Origin of the sequence: Hyphomicrobium sp. 802, from assembly GCF_000526135.1 — a bacterium.
Classification (GTDB): Bacteria; Pseudomonadota; Alphaproteobacteria; order Rhizobiales; family Hyphomicrobiaceae; genus Hyphomicrobium_B.
The window spans coordinates 4,033,814-4,050,443 of record NZ_JAFM01000001.1 but is presented as its reverse complement, the minus strand read 5'-3'; the positions used below and the strand labels follow the sequence as shown (position 1 = coordinate 4,050,443).

The 16,630-nt window shown below is 59.8% G+C and carries 14 protein-coding genes; 3 read left to right on the top strand and 11 right to left on the bottom strand.

All coding sequences use genetic code 11. The annotated features are described in order from the left end of the window. Positions 1 to 70 precede the first annotated feature (70 nt). From HYP802_RS0120520 to HYP802_RS0120505, 4 genes are all read right to left on the bottom strand, one after another. The gene (locus HYP802_RS0120520) at positions 71 to 1,495 is read right to left on the bottom strand and encodes an FGGY family carbohydrate kinase (protein ID WP_024276447.1); all 1,425 of its coding nucleotides are present in this window, start codon (positions 1,493 to 1,495) and stop codon (positions 71 to 73) included. Continuing rightward, the gene (locus HYP802_RS0120515; protein ID WP_013949608.1) at positions 1,486 to 2,760 is read right to left on the bottom strand and encodes an NAD(P)/FAD-dependent oxidoreductase; all 1,275 of its coding nucleotides are present in this window, start codon (positions 2,758 to 2,760) and stop codon (positions 1,486 to 1,488) included. The genes HYP802_RS0120520 and HYP802_RS0120515 overlap by 10 nt, the downstream gene beginning before the upstream one ends. Further along, positions 2,760 to 4,139, bottom strand: a complete 1,380-nt coding sequence (locus HYP802_RS0120510) for an NAD(P)/FAD-dependent oxidoreductase (RefSeq protein ID WP_013949607.1) — start codon at positions 4,137 to 4,139, stop codon at positions 2,760 to 2,762. Before HYP802_RS0120510 ends, HYP802_RS0120515 begins: the two co-directional genes overlap by 1 nt. 90 nt (positions 4,140 to 4,229) lie before the next feature. Further along, positions 4,230 to 5,813, bottom strand: a complete 1,584-nt coding sequence (locus tag HYP802_RS0120505; RefSeq protein ID WP_013949606.1) for an amino acid permease — start codon at positions 5,811 to 5,813, stop codon at positions 4,230 to 4,232. Positions 5,814 to 5,946: 133 nt separating this feature from the next. Here HYP802_RS0120505 and HYP802_RS0120500 point away from each other — a divergent pair, with 133 nt between their 5' ends. Beyond that, the gene (locus HYP802_RS0120500; RefSeq protein WP_013949605.1) at positions 5,947 to 6,720 is read left to right on the top strand and encodes a DeoR/GlpR family DNA-binding transcription regulator; all 774 of its coding nucleotides are present in this window, start codon (positions 5,947 to 5,949) and stop codon (positions 6,718 to 6,720) included. A gap of 22 nt (positions 6,721 to 6,742) precedes the next feature. Here HYP802_RS0120500 and HYP802_RS0120495 read toward each other — a convergent pair whose 3' ends face one another. The 6 genes from HYP802_RS0120495 to HYP802_RS0120470 all read right to left on the bottom strand — a co-directional run bounded on the left by HYP802_RS0120495 (position 6,743) and on the right by HYP802_RS0120470 (position 12,677). Next, positions 6,743 to 7,831 carry an ABC transporter ATP-binding protein gene (locus HYP802_RS0120495; protein WP_024276445.1) on the bottom strand — a complete coding sequence of 363 codons (1,089 nt, stop codon included), beginning with the start codon at positions 7,829 to 7,831 and terminating at the stop codon, positions 6,743 to 6,745. Continuing rightward, entirely contained in the window at positions 7,821 to 8,447 is a 627-nt protein-coding gene (locus tag HYP802_RS0120490) for a cupin domain-containing protein (RefSeq protein WP_024276444.1), read from the bottom strand. Before HYP802_RS0120490 ends, HYP802_RS0120495 begins: the two co-directional genes overlap by 11 nt. Positions 8,448 to 8,503: 56 nt before the next feature. Then, positions 8,504 to 9,568 (bottom strand): ABC transporter substrate-binding protein, encoded by a 1,065-nt coding sequence (locus HYP802_RS0120485; protein ID WP_024276443.1) that lies wholly within the window; start codon positions 9,566 to 9,568, stop codon positions 8,504 to 8,506. 41 nt (positions 9,569 to 9,609) lie between these two features. Then, complete coding sequence (locus HYP802_RS0120480) at positions 9,610 to 10,434, bottom strand: ABC transporter permease (protein WP_024276442.1); 825 nt, start codon at positions 10,432 to 10,434, stop codon at positions 9,610 to 9,612. After that, a complete protein-coding gene (locus tag HYP802_RS0120475) occupies positions 10,431 to 11,327 on the bottom strand; it encodes an ABC transporter permease (protein WP_024276441.1) in 897 nt (298 codons plus the stop codon). Before HYP802_RS0120475 ends, HYP802_RS0120480 begins: the two co-directional genes overlap by 4 nt. 66 nt (positions 11,328 to 11,393) lie before the next feature. After that, positions 11,394 to 12,677, bottom strand: coding sequence for an FAD-dependent oxidoreductase (locus HYP802_RS0120470; RefSeq protein ID WP_024276440.1), 1,284 nt, complete (start codon positions 12,675 to 12,677; stop codon positions 11,394 to 11,396). A gap of 223 nt (positions 12,678 to 12,900) precedes the next feature. Here HYP802_RS0120470 and HYP802_RS23390 point away from each other — a divergent pair, with 223 nt between their 5' ends. Then, positions 12,901 to 13,074 (top strand): hypothetical protein, encoded by a 174-nt coding sequence (locus tag HYP802_RS23390; RefSeq protein ID WP_013949598.1) that lies wholly within the window; start codon positions 12,901 to 12,903, stop codon positions 13,072 to 13,074. 86 nt (positions 13,075 to 13,160) lie between these two features. On the opposite strand, the gene HYP802_RS0120455 is transcribed toward HYP802_RS23390, so the two are convergent. Beyond that, the gene (locus tag HYP802_RS0120455; protein ID WP_024276439.1) at positions 13,161 to 13,571 is read right to left on the bottom strand and encodes a hypothetical protein; all 411 of its coding nucleotides are present in this window, start codon (positions 13,569 to 13,571) and stop codon (positions 13,161 to 13,163) included. Positions 13,572 to 14,049: 478 nt separating this feature from the next. On the opposite strand from HYP802_RS0120455, the gene HYP802_RS0120450 reads away from it, so the two are divergent. After that, on the top strand, positions 14,050 to 16,548 hold the full coding sequence (locus HYP802_RS0120450; protein ID WP_013949595.1) for an EAL domain-containing protein: 2,499 nt from the start codon (positions 14,050 to 14,052) through the stop codon (positions 16,546 to 16,548). The last annotated feature ends 82 nt before the right edge of the window (positions 16,549 to 16,630 follow it).

Sequence of the window (16,630 nt, the reverse complement as noted above, 5' to 3'; positions counted from 1 at the left end):
ATCAACGGCAGAAACGCGTCGCGCCGCTCGGGATAGAGCGGCGCGATTTTCTGTTGGAGCCGGCAGAAAATTATTCGCCGAGATCGCGCCAACTCTTGCAGCGCGCAACTGCGTCATGAAAACGCCGGCGCGTCGCCGAGCTATCGGCAATTCGGGGATGGAAGCTTTGAGCGGCGCTCTTGGCATCCGGCAGCGATATGCCGGCGCCGAGCGCCGCGAGCTTAGCCGTTCCGAACGCTGTGCGCTCATCGAAATCCGCGACGATAACCTCGCGCCCGATCATGTCGGCCAGGAATTGTGCAAAATACCGGCTGCGCGCAAGGCCGCCGTCGATTGCAATAGATCCACCGATCGGGACGTGCGCGTGCATGGCTGCGATGACATCTGCAGCGCTCAAGGCGATACCTTCGAGCAGCGCCTGCTGCATGTCTGCCTGTGTCGTTGCCGCCGACATGCCCACAAACAACGACGCCGCCGTCCGGTCCCAGTGCGGGCAAGCCAGTCCTGAAAGCGCAGGAACGAACACGACGTCACGGTCGATGGCCGGCTCGGCGTCGAACCATTCGAGATCCTTCTCGATGTCTGCGATCAGTCCGATACGCCGCGCCCACTCGACCGCCGAACCAGCATCGTAAACGCCGCCGTCGACCGCATAGGTCATTGTCCCATTGATAGACCAGGCGACGGTCGGCAATAGTCCCTTTTCCGGCGCATGAGCGATCTCTTTGCCCGTCACGGCCAGCGCGAACGCCCCCGTCCCGAATGTGATCTTTGCATCTCCCGGCTCACGGCAACCATGACCGAAAAGTGCAGCCTGCTGATCAACGACCGAAGCGGTGATGGGCACGCCGTTGATCCGGCCGAAATCGGCGACCGTCGGTCTTATCTCCGGCAACGCCGAGATCGGTACGCCGAACAGCTCGCAAAGATCGGCGTCCCACTTGCCGGTTTCGAGGTCCATCAACGACGTCCGCGATGCCGTCGTCACGTCGGTCGCGAAAGTTCCAGCGAGGCGATCAAGAAAGAAAGCATCCGTCGTGCCGAGCCGCAAACGTCCCGCCGCCAGGGCATCCTTCGCCGCCGGGATATTGGCGACGATCCAGGAGAGCTTGGATGCAGAAAAATAGGCGTCGAGCGGCAACCCCGCACGCGAGAGTGTCAGTGACGCCGCGCCTTTATCTTTCAAGCGCCCGACGGCATCGGCGGTGCGATTGTCCTGCCATACAATAACGGGTGACAACGCCGCGCCGGTTTCGGCATCCCAGGCAAGGCAGCTTTCGCCTTGATTGTCGATTCCGATCGCATCGACTTTGCCTGCCGCATCGAGACAGCGCCGGATGTTTGTCAGCAGCTCTTCCGGATCGTGCTCGACCCAACCGGGATGCGGATGGAATTGCTGATGCGTCACCGAGGACGCAATCTCAAGTTTCCCATCCGTGTCGGCGACCAGCACACGTGTCGACGTTGTTCCTTGGTCGATCGCGGCTACTCGCATGTCGAACGGCTCCGAATGTCAGTGGTTTGCATTCCCTCGACACCGATAGTGATGTCGGAATTGGCATTCTCGAATGCCGAGATAGGCGCCAGGATTCGCCGCTCCGGAGACGAGGTCAGCGGTTGCTTGCAGATAATCTGGCCGTTGGCGCTTGCGACCAGCGATCCCGAAACGCTATCCGCTGCACGCAACTGAAGATGCGACAGGCCTTCGCCGCCCGGAACGATCCGTTGCGGCACAACATACCGAATGCCAGGGCCCGGTTTCAGGCGGATCGCGCTGTTGGCCGCGGGCAGCCGGCCGTTGAGATCATCGGCGACGAAGCCGCCGACGCGCCGGCCCTCGCGCCACGACCAGCCGGCTGTTTCAACGGGATGCAATATATTTCCCGCAGCAAAGATGCGCGGCTCACTCGTGCGCGCGAATTGGTCGATGACAGGACCACCTGTTCCCGCGTCGATATCCAATCCCACAGAGCGGGCAAGCGAGGCTTCCGGCTTGAACGACCCCGTAAACAGCACACCGTCGCATGCGATGTCTTCATGCGTTCCGTCCGGGCACAGCAGCGTGACGGCTTCCACGCGTGACCGCCCCTTGATGTCGACGAGATGCGTTCCATAGCGAACGGGAACGCCGAGCAATCGCGGTAGCCACATGGAAATAGGGCGCACGGTCGGTTGGTTACGGCTCTCGATCATCGCGACGGGCTTCGCGCCGATGTTCCGGCATGTCAGCAGACTAGAAAGAGAGACGAGCTCCGTCCCGACGATCAACGGGCGTCGAAATGGAATAAGCTTCTGCAGATAGGCATATTCCTGCAGCGCGCCGGTGTTTATGACGCCGATTGGCCGTTCGCCCGAAACAAGCCGTGCCGAGCGAGGCCGTTCGCGAACGCCCGTAGCGATAACGACACGTTTCGCAACGACTGTGAGCAGGCCGCGATTGCTGGCGCATGTGACGACAAGATCGTCGGCATGGTCGATCGAGACGACCGTGCAGCCAAGCTGAAGCTCGACGCCGGATTTCACTGCCCGATCGACGAGCCGTCGCGCGTAAGCAGGTCCTGTCATAACCCAACCGAATTCGCGCATGCCGAACGGCGGGTGGCCACAGTGACGCGGAATGCCACCGCCCATCGGTTCGCGCTCTACCACCATGACGTTGGCGACGCCGAGCTTGCGAAGCTGTGTCGCTGCGGACAGTCCGGCTGGACCCGCGCCGATGATAAGAACATCGGCGCTTCGCACTTCGAATGGTGCCGACATCACCCTGCGTCTCCGACCGCGAGAGGCGATGCGAAACAGCCTGCCGTCAGAAGCGCGAGCTGCGCATTGCAGTAAAAGCCCTGGCAACGTCCCATGCCGCAACGCGTGCGCCGCCGCAGGCCGCCGAAATCGCCTGCTGGGATCGACCCCGACAAGGCTTTTTCGATTTCGCGCAACGTCACCATTTCGCAATGGCAGACGATCTCGCCGTATCCGGCGGTCTGCCAATCCCTCGGCCGATGCTCGGCGAGATTGGGCACGCGCGGCATCACGGGGTCGATAATGGCGGCGTGCTGATGTCCCATATCGCGATAGAGGCCATAAACGTGCTGCGCGATGCCGAGCGATGCCGTAAGCCCCGTCGAGCGGATGCCGCCGACCGTGATCCAGTTGCGATCACCGCGCACATTGATGCGATAGCCTTTCTCCTCGGTCGCTGGACGCAAGCCCGCATATATCGCCGTGACATCGACGGTTGCCAACGCGGGGACCATCTCTTCGGCTTTGGCAAGCAGGCCGCGCAGCGCTTCCTCCTCGACGGTCGCGCGATCACGGTCGTCCTGTTCTTCCGCAGTCGGTCCGACGAGCACATTGCCGAACACGGTCCGCGTCAGCACGACGCCTTTGGTCCGCTCCGACGGAACCGGGAGAATGATCGTCTTCAAAAGCTTTGACGCCGCCTTGTCGAAGACAACGAATTGGCCTTTCCGCGGCTTGATCTGAAATGACGCCATCCCGAGCAGCTTGGCATCGAGCCGATCGCCGTAAAGACCCGCGCAATTGATGACGGTCCGAGCCCGGTGCGCGCCACGCGTGGTCTGGAGCGTCCAAGTCGTTCCATCGAAGGCTCCGGATACGACCTCTGCTCCGAATACGATTTCGGCACCGTGCGCTTCCGACTGTTTCAGATACGCCAGAAACGGCGACCAGGGGTCGATCACATGCTCGCCCGGCACCAGCAGCGCTTCGAGGGCGCGCGGAGAAAGCTCAGGTTCGCGGGCGCGAATTTCTGCCGCCGTCAGGCGTCGAACGTCATTGACGCCGTTTGTTTTCGCTTGCGCCTCAATGCCATCGAGCGCCGCGCGCTCTGCCTCTGACCACGCGACGACCATCGCGCCGGTGTCCAGCAGCGGCAGGTTAAAATCATCACGGATTTGGAGATATTCGGCATAGCCGGCTTGCATACAACTCAGCTCGACGCTGCCCGGAGGCGCATCGAAGCCCGTATGCAGAATGGCGCTGTTTCCCTTGCTGGCGCCGGAAAGCAGGTCGGCGCCGCGCTCCAGAAGGATGACGCGCGCGCCTTCAAGAGTAAACCGTCGCGCCATCGCACAGCCTACGGCGCCCGCACCAACGATGGCGACGTCTGCGACCGACATAATCTTCGTCCTCTAAGCTTCGGCGTCCGCGCCGAAATGAAAATAGAAAAGCCGCGGGCATCACTGCCCGCGGCCGTTGTCGTGACGTGATTAGGACGACTCGCCTACAGCACGCTCGGCGGCTGCAATCTCCGCCTGACGCTTCGCGATTTCCGCACCGATCGGCGGGCCCTTGAAGCGACGCGACTCGAGGCCGAACCACAGCACGACCAAGAGGACGATCAAGCCGATCGCATAGTTGATCAGGATGTCGAACGGAGGCTGGATACCGGCGTACATCAGGATAAATGTGCCGATTATCACCAGAACCGCCATTGGCTTCGAGAACACGCCGAGCCGAAACGGCCCAAACTCGGTCCACGTCTTTCCTTCAGCGAAGAGACCGGCGGCGACCGGCATAGCGTACGACACATAAAGGAAGAGGGCGCAACCGGCCGCGAGTGCAGCAAAGGCCGGAGAGTAGAGCGTGGCTGCAATAGACAAGATCGCAGCCAGCCAGATCGCCGGAACGGGCGTGCGCCATTGCGGACTGACGCGCTTCCACACGCTTGAGCCGGGAAGGCCGCCGTCACGCGCGAACGCATAGATCATGCGCGACGTCGAAGTGAGACCGGCAAGGGCGCAGATGAAGTTCGCCAACACGATGCAGATCGCGATGACGTCCTTAAGCGGCGTCGGAGCCGGAAGATTGTTGAACATGTTGAACCACGCTGCGGCGCCATCTTTCGCCGTCGCAGCGAGATCGGGGCTCGCAACAACGAAGGAGACCGCCATCACGAAGCCGAACACCAGCGACCAGAACACTGAGTGGATCATGCCGCGAGGCACGGTTCGCCGCGCATCGTTGGTCTCTTCGGAAGTATGCGCCGAGGCATCGAAGCCGGTGATCGTATAGAGCGGGTAGAGCAGGCCGACGAGGAATGCGACAATCGCAGTCCGTGCCGCAGGCACATAACCGCCGCCGGCATCGCCAGTGTTGTTCGTGAAGGTGAAGGCGTGCGAGTAGTTGCCCGCGCCCCAGATGAAGAACATAGCCGTCAGCACCACCGCGACCACAAGGATCAGGTAGCCCGAAAAGTCGGTCAGCAGCGTCGTCAGCTTGATGCCGAAGTGATTGACCAGCGCCTGCGCGATGACGATCAGGCTGACTGCCGCCACCTGCACATAATAGGCGTGCGCATTGTTGGCGTTGACTTGATCGAGCGTCATGCCGGTCGGCAGCGGATCGGTCGACAAGGCAGTCCAGGACGTCACGTCGACATGAAACACACCGGCGACGACGAGGTCGCGGAAGAGCTGCCATACGCCGACGTCAACGGACGCCACGACGAAGATGAGGCCAAGCAGGTTAATCCACGCTGTGGCCCAGCCCCAGCCGCGTCCGCCGAGAATCGAGGACCAGTGATAAAGTGCGCCGGCCGTCGGATAGGCCGAAGCGATCTGGCCGAGACATGCAGCCACGAGCATTGCGAACAATCCGCCGACGATCCAACCGATCGTCGCCTGGAACGCGCCGCCGGTCGCCATCGCGAGCGGAAACGACGTGATGCCGCCCGCGAGGATGCAGATGATCGAGAACGAAATCGCGAAATTGGAAAAGGCACCCATGCGCCGCGATAATTCTTGCGCGTAGCCCATTGAGTGCAGGACCTTAGTGTCTTCGTCGTGAGTCATGCTCAACCCCTGGTTGTGGATTGGATCGGTGGCCGTTAAAACAAAAATTTGCCCATTCGGGCACTTTATTTGTTTGTATGGTCCGACAGAATAGCTGAACAGTCAAATAGAATGACCGAACGGGCAAGGCGAAATGCGACCTACAATTAGACGGGAACGAATCGAACAGGTCGTTCGCGAGCGTGAGCGGGTAACGGTCGATGCTTTAGCCGAACTCCTTGGAACCTCACGGGAAACCATTCGCCGGGATCTGACCGATCTGGCCGAAAGGGGGCGTGTACGGAAGATTCACGGCGGCGCGACGATCTCGGAGCCACGACTTCCCGACGCTGACATCGAAGGATCGTTTCAGGGCAGACTGTTAGAAAATGCCGATGCCAAGCGCACCGTGGCCCGCCGCGCGATCCAGCTTTTTCAACCTGGAGATACGTTGTTCGTCGACACCGGCACGACGACGCTGTGGTTTGCCGAAGAGCTTTCGACGGCGACGGGCCTGACGATCATCACCAACTCGGCAGCCATCGCTGCACTCGCGGCGCGAGGCCCATCGAGTTCGACGTTTCTGATCGGCGGTGAATACCGCGCCGACGGAACCGAGAACCTTGGTCCGCTAGCGGTCGAACAGATCAGTCAGTTTCACGCGGTTCACGCGGTGTTGGCGGTCGGCTCCATCGAGACGGTCGGGATTCTCGATTACGATGTCCGGGAAGCGGATGTTGCCCGGGCAATGATCGCGCAGGCCAAATCTGTGACGGTGCTCGCTGACGCGACGAAATTCGGGCGCGGCGGCTTGATCAGGGTTGCGCCGCTCGATGCCGTCGCGCGGGTTGTGACCGAAGCGGAGCCACCCGACGATATCGCAGCTGCTCTGAAGGGTGCCGGAGCCGAGATCATCGTGGCCTCGTAACCCGGCAGCCCCGTGCATTACGTTAATCCTTGTCGAGAAGCCGCCCGGAGCCGCGAACGGGCCGTACGTGTACGGTCGCCCCGGCGTCGAACGTTTCGGTCGATCGGCGGCGCCCCATGTCGATCATCAGCTTCTGGCCGGCATTTGTTTCGACGAACAGCCGGAGCGTCGGACCATAGAAGACGGTCGATAGGATCTGCGCGGCGACCGTGTTGTCCGTTGCATCCGGATGAGCGGTGAGTTCCTCCGGGCGCACACACACCAATACCGGCTCGCCTCGGCCTGGCGTAGCGCGAACGCATTCTGCTGGAACTTCGAGGATCATCGAACCCGCAGCGACGCGCACGCCCGTGGTCGTCGCCTCCACGATCTCGGCGTCAAGAACATTCATGCTTCCGATGAAATCCGCCACGAAGCGCGTCGCAGGTGCATCGTAAAGCTCCGACGGCGACGCAATCTGCTCGATGCGCCCGCGGTTCAACACGACGATGCGGTCCGAGATAGACAATGCTTCCGCTTGATCGTGCGTGACCATCACGAACGTCGTGCCGAGACGTGATTGCAGCCGCTTCAATTCGATTTGCATCTGCTCGCGCAGGTTCGCGTCGAGCGCCGACAGCGGTTCATCGAGAAGAAGCACGCGCGGCGAGCACACCAGCGCTCGCGCCAGCGCAACACGTTGGCGTTGACCGCCCGACAGCATCGAAACGCGTGCGTTGATTTTGTCGGCAAGCCCGACCAAATCCAGCGCCTCGGCGATCTTCTTTTTTGCATCACCGGCCGGAAGCTTCCGCAGCGACAACCCGAACCCAACATTCTCCGCGACGTTCATATGCGGAAAGAGCGCATAGTCCTGGAAAACGGTATTGAGCGGCCGGTCGTAGGGGCGAAGCGCTGTGATGTCTTTGCCATCGAGCAGGACGCGGCCACCGGTCGGCGCTTCAAAGCCCGCCATCACGCGCAGGCTTGTCGTCTTTCCGCACCCTGAGGGGCCGAGAAGGCTAATGAACTCGCCATGAGCGATGTCGAGCGTAACGTTATCGAGACCGACCGTGCCACTATCGAAAACTTTGGAAACACCATCGAGGCGCAGCAGTGAATCAGTCGCCATTACGAATCTCGGTCGTCTTTGTCGTGTTGATCCAAACGATCTCGCATCGCTCTTTGCCGCCGTTGTGGAACGAATGTTTCAGCGTGCTCTTGAACGCGAAACTGTCGCCAGCCTTAAGAAGATAGACGACGCTATCGATCGTCAACTCGACCTGGCCTTTTTTGACGAGGCCAAACTCGTAGCCCGCATGACTGTAGGACTCTCCCGTCCCCCCGCCCGGTTCGACATGAACCAGAAGGCCCGTCAGCACCGAACCCGGCGGAGACAGCAACTCCTTGCGCATGCCCTGCGATCGAACCGGCACTTCCTTTCTCTTCGTCGCACGGACGACGTAAAGATCGCTGCTCTTGTTCTCGTCGTCGCCAAGCAGGCTATGCGGCTCGACGCCGAGTGCAGCGGCTAACGGCCAGAGCACGCGAATCCTCAGCGAGGTCAAGCCGCGTTCGATTTGACTCAGCGCGCCGACGGAAATTCCGGCGCGCTGGGCAACGTCAGTGATGCCGAGCTTTCGTTCGAGTCGAAGCGCACGAATGCGGCGGCCGAGGCGAATGTCCGCCTCGGAGGGAGTCTGATCGGAAGCCTCATCACGTGCTTCTTTTACCTTCGTCCGCGCCACAGTCGTGACCCTCTATCTGAAAAGAGCTGCATCTTTTGTCTTCGATTGGCGCGCGATCAGCCGCCAGCCTTGATCTTCTCGAACATCTTGGCGAGCTCGTCATTCTGCTTCATCGGTCCAGTGAAAACCGTGCTCTTCAGAACGACGTTCGGATCGGCTGGAAGCTGCAGACGGTCAAGCTCTTCCTTCGGAACGAGATCGAATGCCGCCTTCGAAGCGCTGCCGTAGCCGTACTGCGTGATGAGCTCCTTGCCTGAGTCGCCCTCAAGGCGGCTGTTGATGAAGTCATAGGCGAGATCGACGTTCTTGGCGTCCTTCAGCATCACGAACCCGCATGCCCACGTCAGCATGCCTTCCTTCGGCTTCATGAATTCGACCTTTGCGCCCTGCTTTTTAAGGGCGGTCGCAGAAGCGTTCCATGTCATCGCCGCGACAAGCTCGCCGCTGGCGAGCGATTGCTCGACCGAGGTCATGTCCGTCGTGTAGGCGCGCAGAAGCGGGCGCTGTTCACGCAGCTTCGCAGCGACTTTTTCGAGGTCGGCTGGCGACATGTCGAACGGATTGACGCCGGCCATGATGGCCGCGACGACAGGCGTATCGTGAACCGCGTCGATCGTCGCAAGGCGTCCGGCGTATTGCTTGTCCCAAAGCAGGTTCCACGACGGAGCGGGATCTTTCACGAGATCGGTACGGTAGAGGATAGAGGTATTGCCCCAATCCCAAGGTACCATCCAGACCTTGCCGTCGCCGGCTTGAATATCGGGAAGGTCTTTGAAGACCGGGAAAATCGTATCCCAGTTCTTGATCCGCTTCGTATCGATCGGCTGCAGCAGGCCCTCCTTGTTCCAGCGCGCGATCTTGTCGTAGCAGGGATGCGCGAGATCGGGATGAAAGCCGGCTTTCACTTTCGTGAAAGCTTCATCGTCATCGCTGAAGACCGACGTTTCGACGCCGTCCGGATGTTCTTTCAGGAAGCTCTTGTTGAAGGCGGGCAGTTCATAGCCCGACCATGTGAAATAGGTGAGCTTGTCGGCGGCAAGCGCCGGTGTTGCAATGGCCGCAACGAGAGACGCCAGGCCCAAGGCCTTGCGCAGCGTGTTTCGTAACGTCAATCCCTGCATAACTTGATACTCCCTGTTTGCGTTCAAGAGCTCGGCACACTTCATTTGAAAGAGATGGGAAGTTCGGTCGCGGATGCGCCGCGCCGCCGGATGATCTCGGCGGCCGTCGCAATGACGACCGAAGCCAAAAGAATGACGGAGCCGAGCGCCATGACGCTCGGAAGAGATTTCGGAAAGCGCAATTGCCCCCAGACGTAGAGCGGCAGCGTCGGCTCGGTTCCGGAAAGAAAGAACGCGACGATGAATTCGTCGAACGACGTCAGAAACGACAGCATGAACGACGACGCAATGGCGGGGGCGGCGAGTGGCAGAATGATGCGCCGGAAGGTCGTCCATTCGTGCGCGCCGAGATCCATCGCGACTTCGCTGTAGCTTTTCGGCAGCGACAGAAACCGGCTCCGCATGATGACGACGGCGGTAGGGAGCGCCACGAGAGTATGCCCCAGCACGATGGCCGTGCGCGAAGGGCCAAGTCCGGCGAGATTGACCAGAATGAGCAGCGCAATGCCGACGATGACGCCTGGAATGAGAATGGGCAGCCGCGCCAGCGCCGATATCGTACGCGAAACGCGATCGCCTGCCGAAATTTCCATATACGCGACCGTCATGCCGATAGACGTCGCCAGGAACGCCGCGGAAAATCCGACGATCAGGCTCGTCTCGAAGGCGCGGTGAAGATTTTCGTTGTTGACGAGGTTACGGTACCACTCGAGCGTGAAACCCGACAGCGGGAATGCCGCCTGGATCGAATTGTTGAACGAAAAGATCGGAATGATCGCGATCGGCAGATAGAGAAAAAGCACGTAGGCAAGGATATAACTCTTCAGCCACGTCGCACGTCTCGAAGAAGCCGCGCCCGCGATCATGTCCGGCTCCCGAAGTGCTTGTCGGCAAGCCGCACAGCCACGACAACGGCGAGGATCACCAGCATCACAATCACCGCAAGCGCCGCGCCGAACGGCCAATCGTTCGCCTTGCCGAACTGCGCCTGGATCATCGAACCAATCATCGTGCTGCTAGGACCGCCGACGAGAGCCGGCGTGACGTAGTCGCCAACGGTTGGCACGAAGACGACGAGCGCCGCCCCCATGACGCCTGGCATCGAAATCGGCAGGATAATCTTGCGGAAGATTGTGAACGGCCGCGCGCCAAGATCCTCTGCGGCTTCGATCAGGGAACGCGGCACGTTCTCCAGCGCGACGTAAATCGGCAGGATTGCGAACGCCGCATAGGCATGGGCCAGCGTTACGACGACAGCAGCTGGCGTGTTGAGAAACGCGAGGATCGGTTCCGACGTGAGCCCGGTCGTCAGCAGGACCGAGTTTAGAACGCCGTTGTACGCCAGCACGACCTTCCACGCGAAAACGCGCAACAGGTAGCTGGTCCAGAACGGCAGCGTGACGATGAAGAGCAACAAGCCGCGATGCTTGCCGGCGTGAAACGCCAGATAGTACGCCACCGGATAGGCTGTCACGACGGTCGCAAGCGTGACGAAACCGGCAATCGCCAGCGATCTCAGGATGATCGTCGCGTAAAGTGGATCGGACAACGTGTCTGAAAAATTGCGGAGCGTGAAAGCGCCGCCGAGCAGGGAACCATCATTCGTTCTGAAGCTCAGAAACAGCACCACGCCGAGCGCAAAGAGAACGAGGATGGATGTCGCCAGCGCACCCGGCGCCGACATTCCAAGCTGGAATAGCCGTCTATGGCGCGCCGAGGCCGCCGGTATTGCGTGGTCAGTTTCGGCGGAAGCGTTCATCAACTCGCAATCCTGAACTGGCAGGATAGTTTTTCACATTTGCGAAAAAGTCAATCGCTGTATTACTCAGCACTCCAGCATGTCGATCAGCCGGTACCACGCGATGGCTGCACCGATGCCGATGTTGCGAAACGCGTGAAACGGGATCGGCTTTATCGGCGTGATCGGCAGCGGAATGCATTCGGGATCGCGTGACGCGAGATAGTCGACGAGACACGGCGCGAGCGCCGTCATCAGGCCGACGCCGCGCCCTTGGCATCCCGCGGCGATCATCAAGCCGCGCTCCGGTTCGTGAACATGCGGTAGGTAATCGAGCGTGACGGCGACGCGCCCATACCAGCGCTTTTCGATTTTTACATCGTTGAGAGCGGGATAGAGCCGCTTCAGCGCATGTTCGAGGTGCGCCCAGGCTTTTGGGCTCGTTGGCTCCGCCATTGAGCCGCGCCCGCCGAGAAGCATGCGATTGTCCGGTCCTCTGCGGTAATAGGTGACGATGCGGCGCGAATCCGAAACGACCTGGCCGCCGGGCAGAATATTTGCGAGCACCTCGTAGGGGAGCGGCTCGGTTGCGATCTGGAATGAGTGCAGCGGTAACAGGGTGCGCGCGAGGCCCGGAATAAGACAGTCTGCATAGGCGTTCGTCGCAACGATAACGGATTTCGCATGCAGCGTTTTTCCATCTGCCGTCGTAAGCGCCCATGACGAATTTTCGCGCCGCAACCGCGAAATCCGCGTGTTTTCCGCAATGCGAACGCCAGCCGCCACGGCGATCCGCGCAAGCTCGCGTGTGTACGCAAAAGGCTGGATCGCTCCGCCGCGAGGATCTAGCCAGCCACCGAGATAGCCCTGCGCTCCGGTCATCTGTGTCACGTCATCGGCGCTAAGAATTTTTGCCGGCACACCGCGCGCGATCCACTGCGCCGCACGATCTTCCGCGGCCTTCAAGGCCGTTTCAGAATGCGCAGCTTGGATCCAGCCTTTGGCTTGTCGTGGGACGTCAAGTCTCTCGCGCTCGATGAGCCCAAAGACGGCATCGGGCGTCGACGCACCGAAGGACACCAGTGCTGATCCTCGCTTGTCGCCAAAATGCTCGATGAGCCAATCAGGATCGTACTTAAATCCCGCGATGACCTGCCCACCGTTGAGACCCGAAGCGCGGTCGGCAATCCGCGCCGCATCGACAATACGGATAGCAAGCCCTTGTCGCGCCGCATGAAGGCCAGAGCAAAGTCCGAGAATCCCGCCACCGACGATCGCAAGGTCGCAATGTTCGTCCGGCCGCAGCGGATCGTCGGGAAGCGTCCCTGAAGACGTGTCGGCCCATGCCGAAGCGGTCGTGAAAGCTGTCACGATGTCCCCATCCTTCCTAAGTGAAGAATGGCGAAAGTTTTTCATTGATATGAAAGCTTGTAAAGAACCTGACGGGCTCGCGAACATTCGGTCGCGGGCTATTGGGCCGAAATTTCCACCCGCATCAAATCGGCAGAGCCGAGTTGGCGCGCCGCGCCCTCGGAAAGATCGATAATCCGTCCTTTACGGCACCGGCCGCATCAACGCCGGGCAAGGTGCTGTGATGGCGACACAAGGCGTCGGCGCCGCGCTCAGTCCCGCGATCGGCGGGTGGATGGCGCAACAATTCGGCTACGCCGCGATGTTTCCGACGCTGGGCGCTTTCGCCATGCTGTCTGTCGTTCTCTGGCTGAAATTCCGCACGGAACTCGTAGCAGCCGAAACGATCCGCGAGTGACAGCAGGCTATGCAAAAGAAACGCCGGGGCTTTCGCTCCGACGTTGTGTCGATCTGGCGGTCATGCACAAAGGCTTTGCAGCCTTGTTACTTGATCAAAAATTCGTTCTGCAGCGGGAGCGATTTTTTCCAGAAGGGCTGCTTGTCGGAGTTTGTGAGCGAAGCCCACAAAGATGTGCCAGTGGGCAAATCCTTATCGAGCCTGACGCTGAAGTCGTTGTGCGCGCCTGCATCGAGCTTCACACTGCCGACGATCGAGTCATTGGCTTTGCCCGAACCATTCGAGCCGTAAATCACGAAGTGCCCAGCCGATGGCATAAACGCATAAGTGACGTTGATTTGGCCTTCTTTGGGTTTCTGGTTGAACACAATCACCGAAGGCGGCGTTTGCGACATGGTGCTAGAAGGATTCTCTACGAGGGCGTAGGCCGACATCGGTACGGCGAACAGCATAAGAGAAGCGGCGGCGATTCCACTGCTGATTTTCAGACGAGACATGGGGGATCTCCATTCTGGCAAGTTGGCTTCGGCGACCTGAAAACCTCCCCGCGCCCCGTCCGAGCTGCGCGAGCGGGAATTTAAGATCGCTCTGTTTGACGTATGATGTCCGCTGCAGAAAAAAAGTAAGCCGCTTGGCCATATCGGTTCACGTTTGTTTGAGCCCGGCGTGACGCTCTTTGTTGGCGCTAACGCAACATTCTTAAGCTGCGCTTGTATCGATCATTGTCTACGTGGCGTCGACCTCGTGGTGGTTGGAAGACCTGCATGAGGGCCGCCGTCGGAGTAGCGAGCGACGCGCCGACGCCGAAGAGATTGCTCGGCATGTTCCGCCTAGACATCATTTTTCTGCGCGTTTTTCATTGTCATCAAACTGACATATTGGAAAGTGAATTAGGTATTATTTTCAACACGTTAGTGAAGATAAAACACTTTTGCTCTAATGCCGGCGCCGGTCCAACTGGCAGCATAGATTCTCATGAAAGTGCCTATCGTTTTCCGCTTCGGCATCGCCGCCAAAGCCGCGGTGCTTATCGTCTCCCTTGGTGCGCTATCGGCGCTCGCTAACTTCTTCGTGCTTGAAGGGGCGCAAAGTCTCGATCGGGTTAATCGCGCAATGATTGAGCGTGTTGGACCCGCGCGCCTCGCGTTGTCCGATGCTAAGGCGGCCCTGAACGATGTCGGCTTGGCTGTTTATAAAAGCATGTCCGCATCGGACTTGGACGATGCGCGGATGGCCAGCCGAGAAGCCATCAATCAAATCGCGGCTGCACGCCGCTGGATCTCCGCCGTCGCCGATTATTTCCCCGCGCGTGGCGCAGATTGCGACGTCATCCAGAGCAAGCTGCTGTATCTCGAAGGCACCGTACGTTCGCTTCGCGATGCGATCCTCTCAAGCGACAAGCAACGTCGCGCTGATGAAATGCTCGATCTCCGTTTCGATGCGGCGCTCGACGACGCGCTAGGGCAGATGAACCGGCTGACCAATCTCCTCGGCGCTGAATCGCGTGAAGTTCTTGCTCAGGCGGAAACCGAGCAGAACTCGATGTCTGAGGTCATCGTAGCGATTTTGGCGATCGGCACGTCGTTGATCGTCATATTGGCGTTGGCACTCGTCCACTATTCGCAGGCGCGTCCCCTTCGTCATCTCAGTGAAGCTGCTCTGCGCGTTCGCGAAGGCGGGGCGATGTCATTGGATCTCGATGAGAACGTGCTCGGCCGCTCCGACGAGATCGGAACGCTGGCGCGTTCGTTCCAATCGATGCTGACGAAGCTTGCCGAGGCGCAAGAGTCGCTGGCTGTTCAATACGCACGCGTCGATGCTGCGATCAACAATTTGCCTCAGGGGCTCTGCATGTTCGACGCGGAGCAAAATCTCATCATCTGCAACCGGCGCTATGCCGAGCTTTACGGCCTGAAGCCCGAGCTGACCGTCGCGGGCACGCCCCTTCGATCGATATTGCGGGAGCGCCGCAAGAACGGCCGTTTCTCGAAATTCCAGGAAATGGCTTTGGTCGATCATATCGAGTCGGCCACCGGTCGCGATCCAATCTATCGGATCGAAGAACTGACCGATGGCCAGGTCATCGCTATTTCCCATCAGCCGATGCGCGACGGCGGCTCCATCGCAATTCATGAAGACATCACCGAGCGGCGCAAGATGGACGCGAAAATCGCCCATATGGCACATCATGATGCTCTGACCGACCTTCCCAACAGAGTGCGGTTCCACGAGGCTATGGAAATGGCGCTTAAAGGTGCCGAGCACGATCACACCGTCTCAATTCTTTGTCTCGACCTCGACAACTTCAAGACGGTCAACGATACGCTTGGGCATCCCGTCGGGGACGCCTTGCTTCAGGCTGTAGCGGATCGGCTGCGCGCTTGCGTCAGGAAACATGACATCATCGCGCGTCTCGGTGGCGATGAGTTTGCGATTGTGCAGATCGATGCCGATCAGCCTGTTGGCGTCACCGTCTTGGCGCAGCGCATTATTGCCGAATTGAGCGCGCCGTTCGAAGTGTTGGGACATCAGGTCGCCGTCGGCGTCAGCATCGGCATCGCAATGGCCCCGTTAGACGGGGACACTGTGGAGCAGCTGATGAAGAACGCCGATATGGCGCTCTATCGCGCCAAAGAAGAGGGCCGCGGCATCTATCACTTCTTCGAGCCCGGTATGGACGCCAAGCTGCAGGAACGTCGCGCGCTCGAAATTGATCTGCGCAGGGCAATCGATAGTAACGAGCTCGAACTCTATTACCAGCCGCTGATTTCTCTCGACACGAACGAAGTCAGCGGCTTCGAAGCGCTCGTGCGCTGGCAACACCCGACGCGCGGAATGGTTTCTCCGGTGGAATTCATTCCGCTCGCCGAAGAGATCGGTTTGATCGGCGTCATCGGCAACTGGGTGCTGGGCCAAGCCTGCGCAGATGCGATGAAATGGCCATCAGACGTCAAGGTCGCTGTCAATCTTTCGCCGCTGCAGTTCAAGAACAATGCGCTCGTTCTTCAGGTTGTCGGCGCGCTGGCGAAATCAGGCCTGCCTGGGCATCGCCTCGAACTTGAAATCACCGAGACGGTTCTGCTGCGCGATACGGATGCAACGGTTGCGATGCTGAATGAACTGCGCGCCCTCGGCGTCCGCATCTCTATGGACGATTTCGGCACGGGCTATTCGAGCCTTGGTTATCTGCGGAAGTTTCCGTTCGACAAGATCAAGATCGATCGGTCGTTCATTCAGGATCTTGAGGCCAATCCGGATTCCATCGCCATCGTGCGCGCCGTTGCAAGCATCGGCCATGCGCTCGGCATGGCGACGACGGCGGAGGGTGTCGAAACGGAAGCGGAACTGCTTCAGCTTCGCCATGAGGGCTGCACCGAGGTGCAGGGCTATCTCTTCAGCGAGCCACGGCCGGCGGATGAGATTCTGTCTCTGATGGCGCACCGGACACCGAAGCTGGAGAAAGAGGCTGTCTGAACGGCATCTCTCGCGAGATCGCCGCCTTGTCGACTGCAAAAGCAGGACTGGACAGGGCGGCTATCCTGCTGTAGAACAAAAA